Source organism: Pseudomonas sp. QLc11A, from assembly GCF_052112305.1.
GTDB lineage: Bacteria > Pseudomonadota > Gammaproteobacteria > Pseudomonadales > Pseudomonadaceae > Aquipseudomonas > Aquipseudomonas laurylsulfatiphila.
In genome coordinates this window covers 1-17,582 of sequence record NZ_JAVAJJ010000022.1, presented here as the reverse complement: position 1 = coordinate 17,582, position 17,582 = coordinate 1, and the positions used below count along the sequence as shown (strand labels likewise).

The following is a 17,582-nucleotide window of genomic DNA, read 5'->3' as shown; positions in this document are numbered from 1 at the left end:
CCTGTTGGGTCGGCGCTTTCTTGAATGCGTCAGAAGGCAAAACACGAGCAGCCAAAGGCGCCCCAGAAACCGGCGAAATCGCTGACCGGCGCGTTCGACAGGCGTGCCCGTTCATGGCTGTGGGAATGCACCGCACAGGGCCCGCTGCAGTGGTGAACCTGGGCCTGCATCGGCGACGTCGGGCGCCAGTGGCCCGGCACCTTCACCACCGGCGACCAGTCCGGCAGCACCGGCACGCTGGCCGGCCCGAGTTTCTCGAAGTCACCGGCGCCGTACACCACCTTGCCGCCGACCACGGTCAGCACCGACTCGATCCACTTGATCGCCTCTTCATCGACGCTGAAGAAGTCCGCGCTGAGGGCGGCGACGTCGGCCAGTTGCCCGACCTTGATCTGGCCTTTCTTGCCTTGCTCGGACGAGAACCAGGCGCTGCCGTGGGTGAACAGTTCCAGCGCCGTCAGGCGTGAAAGACCTTCGGCGTGCAGTTCCATGCCGCCGACGGTGCGGCCGCTGACCATCCAGTACAACGAAGTCCACGGGTTGTAACTCGATACCCGCGTGGCGTCGGTGCCGGCACCGACCGGCACACCCTCGGCCAGCATGCGCTTGATCGGAGGCGTCGCTTCGGCCGCTTTCGCGCCGTACCGCTCGACGAAATATTCGCCCTGGAAGGCCATGCGATCCTGAATCGCAATGCCGCCACCCAGCGCCCTCACCCGCTCGATGTTCTGCGGGGTGATGGTTTCGGCGTGGTCGAAAAACCACGGCAAGCCGTTGAAAGGAATGTCGCGGTTGACCTTCTCGAACACGTCGAGCATGCGGCTGATGGATTCGTTGTAGGTCGCGTGCAAACGGAACGGCCAGCGTTGCTCGACCAGATGGCGCACCACCGGTTCCAGTTCGGCTTCCATGGTTTGCGGCAGGTCCGGGCGCGGCTCGAGGAAGTCTTCGAAGTCCGCCGCCGAGAACACCAGCATTTCCCCGGCGCCGTTGTGGCGCAGGTAATCGTCACCCTGGTGCAGCTTCACGCTGCCGGTCCAGTTCTTGAAGTCGGTCAGCTCTTCCTTGGGTTTCTGGGTGAAAAGGTTGTAGGCGATGCGCACGGTCAGTTGCTCATCCTTCGCCAACTGCTCGATCACCTGGTAATCGTCCGGATAATTCTGGAAACCACCGCCGGCATCGATCGCGCTGGTCAGGCCCAGGCGATTGAGTTCGCGCATGAACTGGCGGGTCGAGTTGACCTGATACTCCAGCGGCAGCTTCGGCCCCTTGGCCAGGGTCGAGTACAGGATCATCGCATTGGGCCGCGCCACCAACATGCCGGTCGGCTCGCCATTGGCGTCGCGCACGATCTCGCCACCCGGCGGGTTCGGCGTATCGCGGGTGTAACCGGCGACACGCAACGCCGCGCGGTTGAGCAAGGCGCGGTCGTACAGGTGCAGGACAAACACCGGGGTGTCCGGTGCCGCCTGGTTGAGCTCGGCCAGGGTCGGCATGCGCTTCTCGGCGAACTGGAATTCGTTCCAGCCACCGACCACCCGCACCCACTGCGGCGTCGGCGTGCGGTCGGCCTGATCCTTGAGCATGCGCAAGGCATCGGCCAGGGACGGCACACCTTCCCAGCGCAGTTCCAGGTTGTAGTTCAAGCCACCACGGATCAGGTGCAAGTGCGAGTCGTTGAGCCCGGGAATCACACAGCGGCCCTTGAGGTCGATCACTTGGGTGTTCGAGCCACGCAGGGCCATGGCCTGGGCATCACTGCCCACCACGACAAAGCGACCGTCGCTGATCGCCACCGCGCTGGCGAGCGGTTTTTCGCGGTCAACGGTATGAAATTGACCATTGAACAGAATCAGATCGGCGTTCATCAGGGTTCCTCGTGCAATGTGGCAGGAGACAGCCAGGGCGCGAACAGACGCGTCGCCATGGGCATGAAGATGTAAACCACCGAGAGCACGATGGTCAGGGTGATCAGGAACGTCGCCACCACGTAGTTGGAGAGCAAGACGTTGAGCCGTAGCAGCGGCCCCCAGAGCAGCGGCACCAGCAAGGTGTGCGGCAGGATCACCAGCAACGTCACCACGGCCTGCTTCCAGCGCGGCGGTGGCGTACCGGCTTCGGCCTGGGGCGAAAACCAGAACTCGTTCACCGGATTGACTTCGGTCTGGTCGCCATCGGCCAGCATCGGCGCAGCTTCGTCGACCAACGCCTGGCGCTGCGGCGAATCGAGCCAGTTCTGCATCGCCTCGGTCGAGCAAAAGCGCAGCACACAGGTGTAGGTGTCGAGGCCGGCGTTCTTGCCGCGCACCACATCCACCCCCAAATGCCCGACGTTCTGCGCGGCCACCTTGACGATGTTGCGCAGCCAGGCTTCATAAGGCACCTCGAAACCGGCCTTGACCCGGTGCTTGACGATCAGCGTCACCACCTCATCAGGCCCGGGACTTGCCGGCTCACGGCGATTGAGATCAGACATAACGCAAGGCTCCGGCAAGACGGACATTGAGCGCCAGCCGTCCCGGCCCGGCGATGAGAATGCTGGTGAACACGATCAACAACAGCCAGCCGAACTGGCCTTCGAAGAGGGTCCACTGCGGATGCACGAGCAACATCGACACCCACAGCAAAAACAGAATAGGCAAACATGCCAGACGCACCAGCAAGCCGCCGCTGACCCGCAGGAACAGCACCCCCCAGTCTTGCGCCCGATCATCACGTCGCGAAGTGTCCATGGCCCACCTGCACCAATGAAAAACCACCGGCGTCGATGCGCCGGGACAGGATTCGATAGTGCCGGGACGGGAGGAGGAAAAATTGAATGTACGTGCTCTGTTTTGCGACCACGTCGGCGGTCTGCAAATCACACAAAATCCTGTGGGAGCGGGCTTGCTCGCGAAGGCGGTGGGTCAGTCAACATCAATGCTGAATGTCATGACGCCTTCGCGAGCAAGCTCCCACACAGGGTTATTTGTTGTTGCTACTACCTGGTTAGTCTTGCGGATCGAGATTATCCAGCGCCCTATTCACCGCCAGCTCACCCAACATGATGATCTGCGCAATCCCCAGCAGCGCGTTGCGATGCGGGCTCTGCAGAAAGCCAGCAAGATCACTGGCCATGATGCTGGCCGAGGCCAGGGATTCGCAGGCGTGGGCCAACAGGGTTTCGGTGTTGATGTCGGGGGTGATGACAAACATTGTGCTGGGATTGCGCGGTGAGTCGGGGTCTTTCGGGGGATTCGGGGTGGGTTTGAACATGGTGGAACTCCTTGATCGATGGAGCCGCCACAGGTCGCTGCTAAACGAATTGGGTGGCGGCTGTACGCGGGTTAGCAGACCAGGGATCAAGGAACCCGGCGCACCGAAGTGCCCCACGCACAGCCACCTTCATGCAGACCAAAATGATCTTGAGGTGACACTGGCGAGCCTTGAAATTTACCGAGCTGCTAAACCCGATCGCTGAATGGCCAGCGATGCGGAGAACGTTAGAGATCAGGGCCAAGACGCACAAGCCGGCGGATTCTGGCGTAGTTGTAGGCAACGACGCAAGGCGGTGTGGCTTTCAGGAATAGAGGCTGACGGCTTTTAAACAGAGCTGTCAGAACACTGCATATTCCCTGTAAGAGATTGGTTGGCTGGCAGTCCGCCTTCGCGGGCAAGCCCGCTCCCACAGGGATTGGGGGACATCTGCAAAAATCAGGTCGGCTGGCAGACCGCCTTCGCGAGCAGGCTCGCTCCCACAGTTGGGCTGGGTACATTCGAAAGAAATTGGTTGGCTGGCAGGCCGCCATCGCGAGCAAGCTCGCTCCCACAGAAGAGTAAAGGCAGATCAGTCCACACCGCGCCGCTTCTCACCACTCATCAGGCCGAGCGTTAGCTCGCCTGCAGCTTTTGATCTTGATCCACCCGCCCCCTCGGCAGGCTGAGTGGAGGTGTTCATCCGGGGATGGGCGCGCAGCGCCGTTCGACGCAGTCGAACTCATTGCATGCAGGTCGAAGCGAAGCCGACCGGAGGGCAATGCCCCCGGATGGACACCGGAGCGAAGGAACCCCGAGCCTAAGCGAGGGGCCGTACGTAAGGGGCGAGACCTTTTGGTTACTTTTGGCTGGGCCGGCACTCCGGGCGTTTGCCAAAAGTGACCCGCTGTAAGAGTGGAACCATAAGCCGCCGTTACCGCAGAAACGGATATGTACTCAACCAACCAAGAACCTGGTCGGCCCAGAGGCCGCCAAGGTCAAAAGCCTAACGAATATCCAAAGCCACAGACATGAACTGACTGATCCGCGAGCGCAACCACCGCTCCGCCGGATCATTGTCATGCACCCCGCTCCAGGCCATCGACAACTGCGCCGCCTCAATCTCGAACGGCGGATCCTCAGCCCGCAACCCACACCCCTCGACCAGCGCACAGGCCGCATAATCCGGCACGGTGGCGATCATCTCCGTCCCCGCCAGCAACGCCCGCAACCCACTGAACTGCGGCACGCCAAGCACCACACGACGACTACGCCCGACCTTCGCCAGATCCAGATCGATATTGCCGCTCAAGTCACCGGAAAACGACACCATCGCATGGGGCCGTTCGCAGTACTCATCCAGGGTCAGCGGCCCGGGCCGGGTATCACCGCGCAGCACTTTGCAGGGAATATCGCGCAGCTTCTTGCGCTTGGCATTGGCCGGCAGGTCCGTGGTGTAGCTCACGCCCACCGAGATCTCCCCCGACGCCAGCAACGCCGGCATCAACAGGTAATTGGCCCGCCGCACGACCACGACGATGCCCGGTGCGTCCTCTTGCAACTGACGCAGCAACGGCGGAAACAAACCGAACTCGGCATCGTCCGACAGCCCGATGCGGAACACATCGCAACTGGTCGCCGGATCGAATTCCCTGGCCCGGCTGACCGCACCGGAAATGGTATCCATCGCCGGCTGCAGCTCCTTGAGAATCGTCAGCGCCCGCGCCGTCGGTTCCATGCCGCGACCGTTGCGCAGCAGCAACGGATCGTCGAACAGATCACGCAGACGCCCCAGCGCGGCGCTCACCGCCGGTTGGCCCATGAACAGTTTTTCCGCGACGCGGGTCAGGTTCTTTTCGAACATCAACGCCTCGAAAATCACCAGCAGGTTCATGTCGACGCGACGCAGATCGTTACGGTTCATAAGCACGGTTCCCTTGTGTGTTCGGCCAGGCGCGAGGTTGAGAAGTGTGTCTGACTTTACCTGGGACGTCCCGCGCTTAACGAGGAATTAACAACGATTAACTCGCAAGCCAGAGCCTTCGGGTCCAAGAATGAAGCCTACCGACACGGACATTCACCATGGCTCACGTTCAGCAAAATGCCGCGCCCGCGCCATTCACGCCTGTGCCAAAGAAAAGCACCGGCGGCCTCAGCCCGCAGCGCGAACGGCTGGTTAAACAACTGATCCTCGAGCGCCTCGGCGACAGCCTGGAAGTCACTGAACTGGCACAGGCCTGCGCCCTCTCGCGCAGTCATTTCTCCCGCGCCTTCAAGTGCAGCACCGGACTCTCGCCGCAGGACTGGATTCGCCGGCAACGCATAATCCTGGCCAAGCAATTGATCCAGTACACCGACATGAGCCTTACGCAGATCAGCCTCGAATGCGGCTTCTGCGATCAGGCGCACTTCTGCCACCTCTTCACCCGCAGCGAAGGCATCAATCCGTTTGCCTGGCGCTGTCAGATGGTGCATGGCCTTAAAAGCAAAAGATCGCAGCCTTCGGGCATGCACGCTAGCGTTTAGGCGCTGGCGAAGCCTGCGATCTTTTGATCTGGTTTTTTAACCTTTCAAGAACGCCAACAGGTCAGCGTTGAGCTGATCCTTGTGGGTGTCCGTCAGCCCGTGAGGGGCGCCCGGGTAGATCTTCAGGGTCGAGCCTTTGACCAGTCTGGCCGAGGAGACACCTGCCGCCTCGTAAGGCACGACCTGATCCGCGTCGCCATGCACCACCAGCGTCGGCACGTCGAACTTCTTCAAGTCTTCGGTGAAGTCGGTTTCCGAGAACGCCTTGATGCAGTCATGGGCGTTCTTGTGCCCGGCCATCATGCCTTGCATCCAGAACCAGTCGATCATGCCCTGGGACGGTTTCGCGCCGGGCTTGTTGAAGCCGAAAAACGGCCCGCTGGCGAGGTCGATGTAGAGCTGCGAGCGGTCGGCCAGCGAGGCCTGGCGGATGCCGTCGAACACTTCCAGTGGCAAGCCACCGGGGTTGGCTTCGGTCTTGAGCATCAGGGGCGGCACTGCGGAAATCAGCCCGGCCTTGGCCACGCGGTCGGTGCCGTGGCGACCGATGTAGCGCGCCACCTCGCCACCGCCGGTGGAGAAGCCGAACAGCACCGCGTCTTGCAGGTCGAGCAGCTCGATCAACTGCGCCAGATCGTCGGCGTAATGGTCCATGTCATTGCCCGACCATGGTTGACTGGAACGCCCATGACCGCGACGGTCGTGGGCGATGACCCGATACCCGTTGGAGGCCAGGAAAATCATCTGCGATTCCCAACTGTCGGCGTTCAGCGGCCAGCCGTGGCTGAAGACAATCGGCTGACCGGTGCCCCAGTCCTTGTAGTAAATCTCGACGCCGTCGCGGGTAGTGAAAGTGCTCATGGGTGATGCCTCCTTAACGAGGGTTGGGGGATGATTCAAACCGCAAGTGGGTTCAGGCGATCGGCCAGGCGCGCCACCCGCTCGCCCAGGTGCGCGGCGGTGCAGCGATCCTCGGGGGGCGGCGCATCGTCGGGGGATTGCTCGACATTCGATTGGGCCATGGCACCCAGTGAGCTGCCCAGACGATTGAGTTGGCCGTTGAACGCGCCGGTGCTGGAACGCGCCGGCAGCAGGTCGAGGCCGACCCAGATCATCGAGTGCTGTGCCGCGAACACCGCCATCTGCAGCAAGGTGTTGAGTTTGTCGCCGCACAGGCAGCCGGAATTGGTGAAGCCCGCCGCGAGTTTGTCGCGCCAGGGCTGGGTCAGGTAGAACGCCGCCGTGGCCTCCATGAACGCCTTGAAGGCCGCCGAGGCGCTGCCCATGTAGGTCGGCGCGCCGAAGATGATGGCGTCGGCGTTGTGCAACCGCGCCCAGTGCTCGTCCACTTCCTCGACCGGGATCAACTGGCAAGTGCTGCCCAGGTGCCGCTCCACGCCCGCGGCCACGGCTTCGGCCATGACCCGGGTGTGCCCGTAGCCACTGTGATAGACCACCACCACGTTGCTCATTGCTCTGCCCTTTGTGGGAGCGAGCCTGCTCGCGAAAGCGCTGTGTCAGTCACCGCATAGACTAAATGTGACACCGCCTTCGCGAGCAGGCTCGCTCCCACATCGAGCTGCTCGCGGCTTACTGACATTTCATCCCTGCCTTCAGTGGAAGTTGAAGAAGGAGAGTTTTGGGCGTAGACCGGACGCGCGACGAGTTAATCGTTGTTAATTTTCCTTGGCACGCAAAAAGCCCCGGCCTGTCCCGCCCATCTGTCGCACCCAATGTTTTCGGGACCGACAGCAGTTGGTCGATACGCTAGAGTCAATGCCTTCCCTTTCAGTCACCGGGGCGGCACATTGCGCTGCGTAAAAAACCTGAGGAATATGCTCGTAAACCGCGAACCAGACGGCTGCAGCAGGAGCGACTCGTTGACCCTTTCCCCCGAACAGGCTGTGCATTTCGGCCCCTACCGGGTCTACCCCGGACAACGCCTGGTGATGGAGGCCGACCAGCCCTTGCGCCTGGGCCGGCGCGCCATGGACATCCTGTTGATCCTGCTGGAACACGCCGGCAACGTGGTCAGCAAGCAGCAATTGATCGCTCGGGTCTGGCCCGACAGCGTGGTCGAAGACATCAACCTGCGGGTGCACATGGCCGCGTTGCGCAAGGCGCTCGGCGACGGCCAGGCCGGCCAGCGCTACATCGTCACCGTGGCCCAGCGCGGGTACAGCTTCGTCGCACCACACTCACGGGAGCAGGTCGAACAACCGTCTGCGCCCATGGCTTGTGCGCCGAGCCGGCATAACCTGCCGGTGCGCCGCACACGCATGATCGGCCGACGGGCGCTGGTCGACAATCTGGTGGTGCAACTGCCGCGCCAGCGCTTCATCACCCTCGTCGGTCCCGGCGGCATCGGCAAGACCACCGTGGCCTTGCGAGTCGCCGAACAAATGATCGGTCGCTACCGGGACGGCATTCGCCTGCTGGACCTGGCCCCGATCAACTGCCCACTGATGATCGACGGCCACCTGGCGACGTTGCTCGAACTGGCCCTGCACGATGACGAGCCCCTGAGCGGCCTTGCCGACTGTCTGCTCGACAGGCAAATGCTGTTGGTCATCGACAACTGCGAACACTTGGTCGACGCCATCGCCCAGCTCTGCGAAAACATTTTGCGCAGTGCGCCGCACGTGCACATTCTCGCCACCAGCCGCGAGAGCCTGCGGGCCGAAGGCGAGTTCGTCCAGCGCCTGGCATCTCTCGACTGCCCGCCGCCCATCGCCGTCCTCGACCGTGCCCAAGCCATGACCTTTTCCGCCTTGCAACTGTTTGTCGAGCGGGCCATGGCCAGCCATGACAGCTTTGAACTGACGGACGATGAACTGCCGCTGTTGATCGACATCTGCCACCGACTGGACGGCATTCCGCTGGCCATCGAACTGGCGGCGGCGCAAGTGGGCAACTTCGGATTAGCCGGCTTGCTGGCGCAGTTGCAAAGCAGTTTCCGGGTGTTGACCCAGCCCTGCCAGACGCCCCCGGCACGCCATCAGACCCTGCGCGCGACACTGGACTGGAGCTTCGAGCTGCTCAACGCCTGCGAAAAGACCTGCCTGCGCCGACTGAGCGTGTTTCGCGGCGGCTTCACCCTGGAGTCCGCAGCGGCGGTGATTGTCGGCGAACACATCGAACCTCGCGAAGTGTTCGGTTCGATCACCCAACTGGTCGCCAAGTCCCTGTTGAACGTGGAGGTGGGCGATGAAGATGTCTACTACCGTCTGCTCGATACCACCCGCAGCCATGCGCTGGAAAAACTCGCGCAAAGCCCCGACCTGCCCGGCACGCGGGAGCGCCATGCCGAGCGTTGCCTGGCGCTGATGCAACAGGCGCAGGACGAATGGGAGAAAACCTCGACCGGCCTGTGGCTCGAGCGCTATGGCCGGACCCTGGAGGACATCCGCGCGGCCCTCGACTGGGGTCTGCACGGACAAGGGCCGCAGGCACTGGCGATACGCCTGGCCGCGACGTCCACGCCCCTGTGGCAGGAGCTGTCACTGCTCAAGGAACACGGCGGTTATGTGCGCAAGGCCCTGGCCTTGCTCGAGCAGTCTGCCGAGCCGTGCCCGCGCTTGCAGATGACCCTCAAGCTGGCCCTGGGCAGTGCCTGTTACCACGCTCAAGGCGCGAGCGCCGAAACCCTTGGCGCCTTTGTCAGCGCCAGAACCCTGGCCAGCCGACTCAACGATGTGGCCGGTCAGTTGCGGGCGATTTCCGGTCACCTGGCGGTCAATCTCAGTGGCGGCCAATACCAGATGGCCCTGCAACAGAGCCGGCAATTCGATCAACTGGGGCTGCATGACGACGCCCTGTTATCCCTGAGCACCCATCGATTGCGGGTGCTTGCCCTGCATTTTTCCGGCGACCAGCAACAGGCCGGGGAGCATGCCGAACAGGTACTGCAACGCATGGCCCACAGTGGTCATCTCAACCGTTTCACCCATGGCTTCGGCGTGCAATACGACCAGAGTGTCGCGGCGCTGACCATCCAGGCGCGCATCCTCTGGCTGCGAGGCCAACCGGAACAGGCCTGGCGCGCAGCCCGGCAGGCGCTGGACATCGCGTTGCAGATCAACCACGGCACGTCGATCTGCTACACCCTGGCGCTCGCCGGCTGCCTGATCGCCTACTACAACGGTGACACCCGCAGCGCCCGCGAACTCCTGCGCCTGCTGCTGCAACAGGCGCAGAAACACTCGGTCCTGCTGTTCCATACCTGGGCGCAACACTACGCGCAGGTGATCGGCGGCGTCGATATCGCACCCGCCAGGCAACGAAGTGTCGGATTGATCAAGGACATCATGGTCACGCTGGACTCCACCTGCGTCGATGACGACTTGCTCGAACGTGCGCAAAGCGGCGCGTCGGGCTGGAGCACGGCAGAGATTCTACGGGCCAGGGCCGAAACGCTGCTGGCAACAGATTGTCTGGCCAACGCCGCAATGGCTGAAACCGTGTTGCTCAAGGCGCTCGACGTGGCAAGAACCCAGGGCGCCTTGACCTGGGAGCTGCGCAGCGCCACCTCGCTGGCGCAATTGTGGCAGCGACAGGGCCACCATCAACGGGCGCATGCATTGCTGGCGCCGGTCTACCAGCGCTTCACCGAAGGTTTTGCCACGCCGGACCTTAAGGCCGTACGCCACTTACTCGGTGAGTTGCATTGCCACTTGCCGGCCTGAAAGCCGGGGCGTTTGACTGACGTAACCGGCATAACGCATTTCAAGGGTGCGCAGCTCACCACTGAGTTCGAGCTTTTCCAGGGCGTAGGTGCGGGTAGTGTTGAGGAAGCGGTAACGGATCACCCCGCCGCCCTGCTCCAGGGACAGCAATGATTTGAGTGCGAGGTTGTCCAGCACCTCGATCAGCTCGGCGACCGGTAACGCGTCGCCGCTGATCGCGCCTATCGCGGCGTCCTGGGTGAAGGCCATCTTGAATATCGCCAAACGCTGCAACACGGATTGTTCCAGCGGATTCAACCGTTCGTAGCTCCAGTCCAGAGCAGCCTTGAGCGTCTGGTGCCGGGGCACGGCCGTGCGGCGGCCTTGGGACAGCAACTGAAAACAGTTATCGAGTTGCGCTTGCAACCCCACCAGCGCCAGCGCATCGATTTGCGCTGCCGCCAATTCAATCGCCAGCGGCAGGCCGTCGAGGCGCCGGCAGATTTCGCGCACGCTCCTGAGGTCCTGTTCGCGCAAGGTGAAGCCTTGCTGACGGGCCCGGGCACGGCTGACGAACAACTGCACCGCCGAATAGCCCATGACCTCGGCAACGCTGCGCAGCGCTGACGCCGGCGGCACCGCCAGCGGTGGCAGACGCAATACGGTTTCGCCCGCGGCCCTGAGCGGCTCGCGGCTGGTGGCGAGGATCGACAATCGCGGCATCGATTGCAGCAGAGTCTCGACCAACGTCTGGCAGCGTTCGAGCAGGTGTTCGCAGTTGTCCAGGACCAACAAGGCATGTCGCTGCGCCAGCGCCTCGAGCGTGATGCCGACCTCCAGCCCAAGGGTTCGCGTGAGATGATCGGTCACTTGCGCCGGGTCATCGATCGCCGCCAGGTCCACCAGCCACACGCCGTGCCGATAGTGTTGCAACAGCAGTTCGGCCACGCGCAAGGCCACAGTGGTCTTGCCGATCCCGCAAGGCCCGACCAGAGTCATGAATCGGCGCACCGGCAACTGCCGCACCAGGCTGCCGACAACCGCATCGCGCCCGGTGATCGACGTGAGCCGCGCCGGCAAGTTGTGCAGGGGCTTTTTTACGGTCTCGCTGGGGAACGCTACGGGCTGCGGCGAATGCTGTACCGGGGCGACAAAACTGTAGCCGCGCTGGGGAATGTTGACGATGTAGCTCTGACCGTTCTGCCCGTCGCCCAAGGCCCGACGCAGGGCAGCAATGTGCACCCGCAGGTTGATCTCTTCGACCACGGAGCGCGGCCAGACCTGCGCAATCAACTCGTCCTTGCTGACCACCGAGCCCGCGTGTTCGACCAGCACCTGCAACACATCAAGGGCACGGCCGCCCAGGCGCAGCGGTCGATCGCCCTCCAGCACCAGGCGCTGACTGAGGTGGAAAGCGTAGGGTCCGAATTGCAGCACCGCTTCGTTGCTGACGTCTCTGAGGCTGTTCATGGGTAGTCACTCGCGGGACACCTGATCTGGCACGTGAGTCCATCCAGGCTCCGCACCTTCCTTGCAATGAGTTACCTCGTATCTTGGCAGCCCTCTGTGACGGTACAACCGCCACGGGGGGAGCGTCACGGCCATTGCGGTGCGCACAACGGACACGCGCGCTAGCTGAACTGCTCGCGGTATTGAGTCGGGGTCAGGCCAAGCTTTTCACTGAACAGAAAACGCATGTGCCGCACGCTGCCGAAGCCGCTTTTGAAGGCCACGGTCTTGAGCGGCAACTCGCTGGTTTCCAGCAGGTTCCTGGCGCAATCGATGCGTGCGCTTTGCAGAAACTCCATCGGCGTCATGTCCACCTCCCGGGCGAACACCCTGGCGAAATGCCGCGGGCTCATGTTGGCCAGGCTCGCCATGCGCTCGATGCTGAAGGACTCGTCGAGGTGCTCGAGCACATGGTTCTGCACGCGGGTAATCGCCGTTTCGTGAGGCGCGACCGCCGCCATCAACGGGCTGAACTGTGCCTGCCCGCCCTGACGCTTCATCACCACCAGCAAGACCTTGGCCACGTCCTGGGCGACTTTTTTGCCGTGGTCCTGCGCCACCACCGACAACGCCAGGTCGATCCCGGCGGTGACGCCGCCGGAGGTGATCAGGTTGCGGTCCTGGACAAAGATCTGGTCAGTCTCGACGGTCGCCTTCGGAAAGCCCTTGATCAGCCGCTCGGTGTAGTGCCAGTGGGTGGTGACGCGATAGCCGTCGAGCAAGCCCGCATGCCCCAATACGAACGCTCCGGTGCAGATCGAGCCGTAACCGGTGGACCGGCTGACGTTGTGCCTGAGCCACTCGAGCAACGGCGGATGCTTTTCGTTGTAGGCACCGGGACCACCGGGCACCAGCAGCAAATCAAAACCTTCGCAGGCCTGATCGATGTGCCGGTCGGCCTGCACGCTCACGCCATTGGACGCCCGCAATGCGCCGGGCTCGGTTCCGATGGTCGACAGCACATAGTGATCGTCGGGTTTCAGATAACGATTGGCGATGGAAAACACTTCCATGGGCCCGGCCATATCGAGCAGGAGAAAGTCGGGAAACAACACCATTGCCACGGTTTTCATGGATTGGAATTCACTGGGATCAAAGGCGGAAACATTGACCGACATTGAAACCTGTGGGAGCGGGCTTGCCCGCGATGGCTGAGCTCCAGTTGGCATTGAAGTTGACTGGCACACCGCTATCGCGGGCAAGCCCGCTCCCACAGGTTTGGTTGCCGTGGGTTATGGCGAATTATGCCTCAAGAATGAGCGATTCATGTCGCAATCAATTGTCAACCTGAAGGAGACAGTATTTCAATTTTCACCTACTTATTGCACATACCAGTAAACATTAACCTTCTCCTCACTCGGACGAATTCACGTCCCCACAGGAGATTTCATCATGCTGACTCTTCGCAAAGCCTCGGATCGTGGTCTGGCCAATCACGGCTGGTTGAAGTCGTTCCACACCTTTTCCTTCGCCAACTACCGCAACCCGAAAGAGCAGGGTTTTTCCGACCTGTTGGTGATCAACGACGACCGCGTCGCCGCCGGCAAAGGCTTCGGCCAGCACCCGCACCGCGACATGGAGATCTTCTCCTATGTGCTTGAGGGTTCCCTGGAACACAAGGACACCCTGGGCACCGGGTCGGTGATCCGCCCCGGCGATGTGCAACTGATGAGCGCTGGCAGCGGCGTGGCCCACAGTGAGTTCAACCACTCCAGCACACGGCCGGTGCACTTTCTGCAGATCTGGATCGTGCCCGACGTCAGCGGCGCCAAACCGCGCTATCAGCAGGAGCACTTCAGCACCCGGAAAAAACGCGGGCGCCTGCAACTGATCATCTCTGCGGACGGCGCCAAGGGTTCGCTGAAGGTGCGTCAGGATGCACGGGTGTATGCCGGCCTGATCGACGGAAAGGAAAGCGCCACCCTGGAGCTGGCCGCCAACCGTTATGCCTACGTGCACGTGGCCCGGGGCAGCGTCGAACTTAATGGCGTGTTATTGCAGGAAGGCGACGGTGTGCGGGTCCGTGATGAACAGGCACTGACCTTGAGCAACGGCGTGGACGCTGAAGTATTGGTCTTCGACCTGCGCCCGCAGGAACTGCCGGAAATGCCATGACGGATCCCTGTGGGAGCGGGCTTGCTCGCGAAGGCGGAGTGTCAGACGACATCACTGTTGAATGACCTGTCGCTTTCGCGAGCAGGCTCGCTCCCACAGTCCCCCTGATAACGGGCCCGATAGCGCCCCGGACTCTCCCCGGTCCACTTCTTGAACGCCCGATGGAAGGCGCTGGGCTCCTGGAAGCCCAGTTGCTCGGCGATATCGCTGATGCTCGCGTCGCTCTGACGCAATTGTTCAAAGGCCACACCGCGCCGTACTTCGTCCTTGATCTCCTGATAGGAACAACCTTCACGCTCCAGTTTGCGGCGGAAGGTGCTGGGGCTCAGGTGCTGTTCCAGGGCAAAGGCCTGCAACGTCGGCCATTGACTGTAGTGACTGCCGCGCAGGCGCTGATGAACCTGCGAGGCCAGGCCATGCTGGTTACGGAAGCGGATCACCAGCCATTGCGGCGCGGTGCGCAGGAAAACTTTCAGCGACGCCAGGTCCTGAACCACCGGCAGGCGCAGGTAATGGCTGGCAAATTCGATTTCAGTGCGCTCGGCACCGAAGGTCAGGTTGGGCCCCCAAAGCAGGCGGTCGTCACTCAGCGACAGGCGCGAATGGCGGAAGTCCGCACGGTCAATGGGAATGCGCCGCCCACCCAGCCAGCACAGCAGACTGATCATCAACACCAGGAAGGTTTCTTCACCAAACCGGCTGGCATCATTGTCCTCCGAACGGGTTTGCAGGCTGATGACCGCACGCTTGCCCCGCACGGCCAGCGAGCCACGAAAGTCGCGCAGGAACAGCCCGAAGTTGGCCAGGCACTGACGCATGGCCTTGTGCAGATCGGGCTCCTGAATCAGGGCGCGGCAAATCAGGGCGAAACTGCCCGGCGGCATGCCATGGGAATCTAGCCCGAAAAACTCGTCGTCGAGCTCGCGGATCTGAATCAGCCACAACGCCGCAAACGCATTGGCCGGCACCCGCGCCGTGGGTTGTTGCATGACCGCCGGATCAATACCCGCCTGTTCGAGCACGGCCGTCACGCGCTGCGGATCGTCCCTCAGCCCATGGATCATTGCCTGCACGAAATAGGCGGCAACCGAGTCCTTTTCCCGCATTGGTTCGCTTCTCTCTCATCACCCGAATGGTAAAAAACATCAGTGCCGTTGAACAGTTTTGGCATAGGACAACCGCCCTGCCGGCTCTAGACTCGCGGCAATAGTACGCCTTCGGTCGCATTCGCGGCCAAGGTATCGCAGGGTTTGATCGAAGGACGGAAAATGAATCTGCAAAACATCGGTGTAATCGGCGCAGGCACCATGGGCAACGGCATCGCACAAGTCTGTGCCATGGCCGGTTTCAACGTGACCCTGCTCGACATCTCTGAAAGCGCGTTGCAAAAAGCCGTCGCGACGGTCGGGAAAAATCTTGACCGGCAGATCGCCAAGCAAACCCTGACGCCAGAGCAGAAACAGGCCACCCTCGACAAAATCCGCACCAGCACCGATTACAGCGTCCTGCGTGACGCGCAACTGGTCATCGAAGCGGCCACTGAGAATCTCGACCTGAAACTGCGTGTGCTGCAACAGATCGCCGCGCAAGTCGGCAGCGAATGCGTCATCGCCTCCAATACCTCGTCGCTGTCGATCACCCAACTGGCCGCCAGTGTCAGCCAGCCAGAGCGCTTCATCGGCCTGCATTTCTTCAACCCGGTGCCGGTGATGGGCCTGATCGAAGTCATCCGTGGCCTGCAAACCAATGACGCGACCCACCAATTGGCGCTGGACATGGCGACCACCCTCGGCAAAACCGCGATCACCGCCGGCAACCGTCCGGGCTTCGTGGTCAACCGGATCCTGGTGCCGATGATCAACGAGGCGATCCTGGTGTTCCAGGAAGGCCTGGCCAGCGCCGAAGACATCGACGCCGGCATGCGCCTGGGCTGCAACCAGCCTATCGGTCCGTTGGCCCTGGCGGACCTGATTGGCCTGGATACCCTGTTGTCGATCCTCGAAGCCTTCTATGACGGATTCAACGACAGCAAATATCGCCCGGCGCCGTTGCTCAAGGAAATGGTCGCTGCCGGTTACCTGGGGCGCAAGACGGGGCGCGGCTTCCATGCCTATGCCTGAGCGTTGCTCGCGCTTTGCCGAGTACCGGGACAAGGTCCTGGAGCTGTTTGCCTGCAAGGGGTTCGGCCAGGTCGGCATGCGTGAGCTCGCGACGTGCCTGGGGCTCTCTCCAGGCTCGCTGTACCACCATTACCCCAGCAAACAGCATCTGCTGCTGGACCTGATCGAGGAGTTCTACGAGGAACTGCTGGCCACTCTGGGGCGCATCCAGCAAAAAACGCCCGGCAAACGCGACAAACTCAACAGCCTGATCCGCGCCCATCTGAATCTGCACCGGGAGATGCCTTGGCATTTCCGCCTGGTGGAGCGCGACAGCGGTTGCCTGAACGAAGAGCAACAGGCTCGGGTTCAACAACTGCGCGAGCAATACGAACGCACGTTGCTGAAGATGCTGGGCGCGAAGTCCCGCTTCAGCGAGCAAGGCCTGCTGGCCGCCGGGCATGCCATTGGCGCGCTGCTCAACAGTGCCCCCAGCTGGCTCACACCCCATGTGCTGGACGAGCAGGAACGTGAGGAGCTGCTGGAAAGCATGGTCAGCGGCGCCATCGAACGAGTGCTTGCGCCGCGGCGCGTGCCGGAGGCGATTAGCCTCGCCCGTCCGATGGAAAAAACATCTAAAGAAACACAAGCTCCGACAAAGATTTAGCGCTTTGCTTGTCGGCTCGACACAATCGGAATTCGCCGAAAAAACCGGCGTCCAACCCGATGTATGCACTCGAGCACCTGGAGCCGACCATGAAAATCAATCCCTACCTTATCTTCAACGGCGACTGCAAAGACGCCTTCACGTTCTACGCAAAGTGCCTGCAAGGCCAGATCGAAGCCATGTTGACCTTTGGCGAAACCCCTGCGGGTGAGCATTTCCCCAAGGAGCAGCACAAGCTGATCATCCATACCCGCCTGATCGTGGGCGATCAGGCGATCATGGGGTCGGACACCACACCGGATCGCCCCGTCGATAAAATGAGTGCCTGCTCGATTTCACTCAACGTGGACAGCATTGCCGAGGCTGAACGGGTGTTCAAAGCACTAGCGGACGGTGGCAGTGTGCAGATGCCACTGGAGGCCACGTTCTGGGCAGCGCGCTTCGGCATGCTCGTCGACCGTTTTGGTGTGTCGTGGATGGTCAATTGCGAAAAGGATCAGTGAACGGCCTTTGTCGATCGACAGAAATGAAGGCACAAGAAAGCCCAACCTGAAAAGGTTGGGCTTTCTGATCTGTGTGTCGCTGGAACCGCTGGAGCACACATAGGAGTGGTTGGGGCAGCAGTTTGAATTTCCTGCGGACAAAAACAAAACCCCAACTGCTTTCGCAATTGGGGTTTCGGAATTTAATCTTGACGATGACCTACTCTCACATGGGGAAACCCCACACTACCATCGGCGATGCATCGTTTCACTGCTGAGTTCGGGA

16 protein-coding genes and 1 rRNA gene are annotated in these 17,582 nt (G+C 61.7%); 6 read left to right on the top strand and 11 right to left on the bottom strand.

The features are described from left to right. Positions 1–29: 29 nt before the first annotated feature. The 5 genes from Q8X48_RS25795 to Q8X48_RS25775 all read right to left on the bottom strand — a co-directional run bounded on the left by Q8X48_RS25795 (position 30) and on the right by Q8X48_RS25775 (position 5,158). Positions 30–1,868 (bottom strand): amidohydrolase, encoded by a 1,839-nt coding sequence (locus tag Q8X48_RS25795; protein ID WP_150724274.1) that lies wholly within the window; start codon positions 1,866–1,868, stop codon positions 30–32. Next, entirely contained in the window at positions 1,868–2,476 is a 609-nt protein-coding gene (locus Q8X48_RS25790; RefSeq protein WP_407802618.1) for an antibiotic biosynthesis monooxygenase, read from the bottom strand. Before Q8X48_RS25790 ends, Q8X48_RS25795 begins: the two co-directional genes overlap by 1 nt. Continuing rightward, complete coding sequence (locus tag Q8X48_RS25785) at positions 2,469–2,732, bottom strand: hypothetical protein (protein ID WP_095968230.1); 264 nt, start codon at positions 2,730–2,732, stop codon at positions 2,469–2,471. The genes Q8X48_RS25790 and Q8X48_RS25785 overlap by 8 nt, the downstream gene beginning before the upstream one ends. 256 nt (positions 2,733–2,988) lie before the next feature. Continuing rightward, positions 2,989–3,255, bottom strand: coding sequence for a DUF6124 family protein (locus Q8X48_RS25780; RefSeq protein WP_407802617.1), 267 nt, complete (start codon positions 3,253–3,255; stop codon positions 2,989–2,991). Positions 3,256–4,240: 985 nt separating this feature from the next. Beyond that, on the bottom strand, positions 4,241–5,158 hold the full coding sequence (locus Q8X48_RS25775) for a LysR family transcriptional regulator (RefSeq protein ID WP_407802616.1): 918 nt from the start codon (positions 5,156–5,158) through the stop codon (positions 4,241–4,243). A 158-nt stretch (positions 5,159–5,316) separates the two neighbouring features. Between Q8X48_RS25775 and Q8X48_RS25770 the strand changes: the two genes are divergently transcribed. Further along, the gene (locus Q8X48_RS25770; RefSeq protein WP_126050642.1) at positions 5,317–5,760 is read left to right on the top strand and encodes a helix-turn-helix domain-containing protein; all 444 of its coding nucleotides are present in this window, start codon (positions 5,317–5,319) and stop codon (positions 5,758–5,760) included. A 36-nt stretch (positions 5,761–5,796) separates the two neighbouring features. On the opposite strand, the gene Q8X48_RS25765 is transcribed toward Q8X48_RS25770, so the two are convergent. Both Q8X48_RS25765 and Q8X48_RS25760 read right to left on the bottom strand, forming a co-directional pair. Further along, positions 5,797–6,621 carry an alpha/beta fold hydrolase gene (locus tag Q8X48_RS25765; RefSeq protein ID WP_407802615.1) on the bottom strand — a complete coding sequence of 275 codons (825 nt, stop codon included), beginning with the start codon at positions 6,619–6,621 and terminating at the stop codon, positions 5,797–5,799. 35 nt (positions 6,622–6,656) lie between these two features. Then, positions 6,657–7,232, bottom strand: a complete 576-nt coding sequence (locus tag Q8X48_RS25760; RefSeq protein WP_126050640.1) for a flavodoxin family protein — start codon at positions 7,230–7,232, stop codon at positions 6,657–6,659. A gap of 408 nt (positions 7,233–7,640) precedes the next feature. Here Q8X48_RS25760 and Q8X48_RS25755 point away from each other — a divergent pair, with 408 nt between their 5' ends. After that, positions 7,641–10,445, top strand: coding sequence for an ATP-binding protein (locus Q8X48_RS25755; RefSeq protein WP_407802614.1), 2,805 nt, complete (start codon positions 7,641–7,643; stop codon positions 10,443–10,445). Here Q8X48_RS25755 and Q8X48_RS25750 read toward each other — a convergent pair. Both Q8X48_RS25750 and Q8X48_RS25745 read right to left on the bottom strand, forming a co-directional pair. Continuing rightward, positions 10,410–11,894 carry an ATP-binding protein gene (locus Q8X48_RS25750; protein ID WP_407802613.1) on the bottom strand — a complete coding sequence of 495 codons (1,485 nt, stop codon included), beginning with the start codon at positions 11,892–11,894 and terminating at the stop codon, positions 10,410–10,412. The two genes, Q8X48_RS25755 and Q8X48_RS25750, sit on opposite strands and share 36 nt — an antisense overlap. 161 nt (positions 11,895–12,055) lie before the next feature. Next, positions 12,056–13,006: a GlxA family transcriptional regulator gene (locus Q8X48_RS25745; protein ID WP_407802612.1), complete on the bottom strand. Its 951-nt coding sequence runs from the start codon at positions 13,004–13,006 to the stop codon at positions 12,056–12,058. A gap of 319 nt (positions 13,007–13,325) precedes the next feature. On the opposite strand from Q8X48_RS25745, the gene Q8X48_RS25740 reads away from it, so the two are divergent. Continuing rightward, positions 13,326–14,048: a pirin family protein gene (locus Q8X48_RS25740; RefSeq protein WP_407802611.1), complete on the top strand. Its 723-nt coding sequence runs from the start codon at positions 13,326–13,328 to the stop codon at positions 14,046–14,048. A 41-nt stretch (positions 14,049–14,089) separates the two neighbouring features. Here Q8X48_RS25740 and Q8X48_RS25735 read toward each other — a convergent pair whose 3' ends face one another. Beyond that, positions 14,090–15,154, bottom strand: coding sequence for an AraC family transcriptional regulator (locus Q8X48_RS25735; RefSeq protein WP_217837837.1), 1,065 nt, complete (start codon positions 15,152–15,154; stop codon positions 14,090–14,092). A gap of 162 nt (positions 15,155–15,316) precedes the next feature. Here Q8X48_RS25735 and Q8X48_RS25730 point away from each other — a divergent pair, with 162 nt between their 5' ends. The 3 genes from Q8X48_RS25730 to Q8X48_RS25720 all read left to right on the top strand — a co-directional run bounded on the left by Q8X48_RS25730 (position 15,317) and on the right by Q8X48_RS25720 (position 17,317). After that, entirely contained in the window at positions 15,317–16,168 is an 852-nt protein-coding gene (locus Q8X48_RS25730; protein WP_407802610.1) for a 3-hydroxybutyryl-CoA dehydrogenase, read from the top strand. Beyond that, positions 16,155–16,814: a TetR/AcrR family transcriptional regulator gene (locus Q8X48_RS25725; protein WP_126050625.1), complete on the top strand. Its 660-nt coding sequence runs from the start codon at positions 16,155–16,157 to the stop codon at positions 16,812–16,814. The genes Q8X48_RS25730 and Q8X48_RS25725 overlap by 14 nt, the downstream gene beginning before the upstream one ends. Before the next feature lie 89 nt (positions 16,815–16,903). Continuing rightward, positions 16,904–17,317, top strand: a complete 414-nt coding sequence (locus Q8X48_RS25720) for a VOC family protein (RefSeq protein ID WP_407802609.1) — start codon at positions 16,904–16,906, stop codon at positions 17,315–17,317. Positions 17,318–17,503: 186 nt separating this feature from the next. Here the strand turns inward: Q8X48_RS25720 and rrf are convergent. After that, a 5S ribosomal RNA gene (rrf, locus tag Q8X48_RS25715) occupies positions 17,504–17,582 on the bottom strand; the annotation flags it as partial.

Bases quoted from the DNA above. Each gene is read 5' to 3' on its own strand.
- Q8X48_RS25795 (WP_150724274.1), bottom strand. From the start codon at position 1,868: ATGAACGCCGATCTGATTCTGTTCAATGGTCAATTTCATACCGTTGAC.
- Q8X48_RS25790 (WP_407802618.1), bottom strand. From the start codon at position 2,476: ATGTCTGATCTCAATCGCCGTGAGCCGGCAAGTCCCGGGCCTGATGAG.
- Q8X48_RS25785 (WP_095968230.1), bottom strand. From the start codon at position 2,732: ATGGACACTTCGCGACGTGATGATCGGGCGCAAGACTGGGGGGTGCTG.
- Q8X48_RS25780 (WP_407802617.1), bottom strand. From the start codon at position 3,255: ATGTTCAAACCCACCCCGAATCCCCCGAAAGACCCCGACTCACCGCGC.
- Q8X48_RS25775 (WP_407802616.1), bottom strand. From the start codon at position 5,158: ATGAACCGTAACGATCTGCGTCGCGTCGACATGAACCTGCTGGTGATT.
- Q8X48_RS25770 (WP_126050642.1), top strand. From the start codon at position 5,317: ATGGCTCACGTTCAGCAAAATGCCGCGCCCGCGCCATTCACGCCTGTG.
- Q8X48_RS25765 (WP_407802615.1), bottom strand. From the start codon at position 6,621: ATGAGCACTTTCACTACCCGCGACGGCGTCGAGATTTACTACAAGGAC.
- Q8X48_RS25760 (WP_126050640.1), bottom strand. From the start codon at position 7,232: ATGAGCAACGTGGTGGTGGTCTATCACAGTGGCTACGGGCACACCCGG.
- Q8X48_RS25750 (WP_407802613.1), bottom strand. From the start codon at position 11,894: ATGAACAGCCTCAGAGACGTCAGCAACGAAGCGGTGCTGCAATTCGGA.
- Q8X48_RS25745 (WP_407802612.1), bottom strand. From the start codon at position 13,006: ATGAAAACCGTGGCAATGGTGTTGTTTCCCGACTTTCTCCTGCTCGAT.
- Q8X48_RS25740 (WP_407802611.1), top strand. From the start codon at position 13,326: ATGCTGACTCTTCGCAAAGCCTCGGATCGTGGTCTGGCCAATCACGGC.
- Q8X48_RS25735 (WP_217837837.1), bottom strand. From the start codon at position 15,154: ATGCGGGAAAAGGACTCGGTTGCCGCCTATTTCGTGCAGGCAATGATC.
- Q8X48_RS25730 (WP_407802610.1), top strand. From the start codon at position 15,317: ATGAATCTGCAAAACATCGGTGTAATCGGCGCAGGCACCATGGGCAAC.
- Q8X48_RS25725 (WP_126050625.1), top strand. From the start codon at position 16,155: ATGCCTATGCCTGAGCGTTGCTCGCGCTTTGCCGAGTACCGGGACAAG.
- Q8X48_RS25720 (WP_407802609.1), top strand. From the start codon at position 16,904: ATGAAAATCAATCCCTACCTTATCTTCAACGGCGACTGCAAAGACGCC.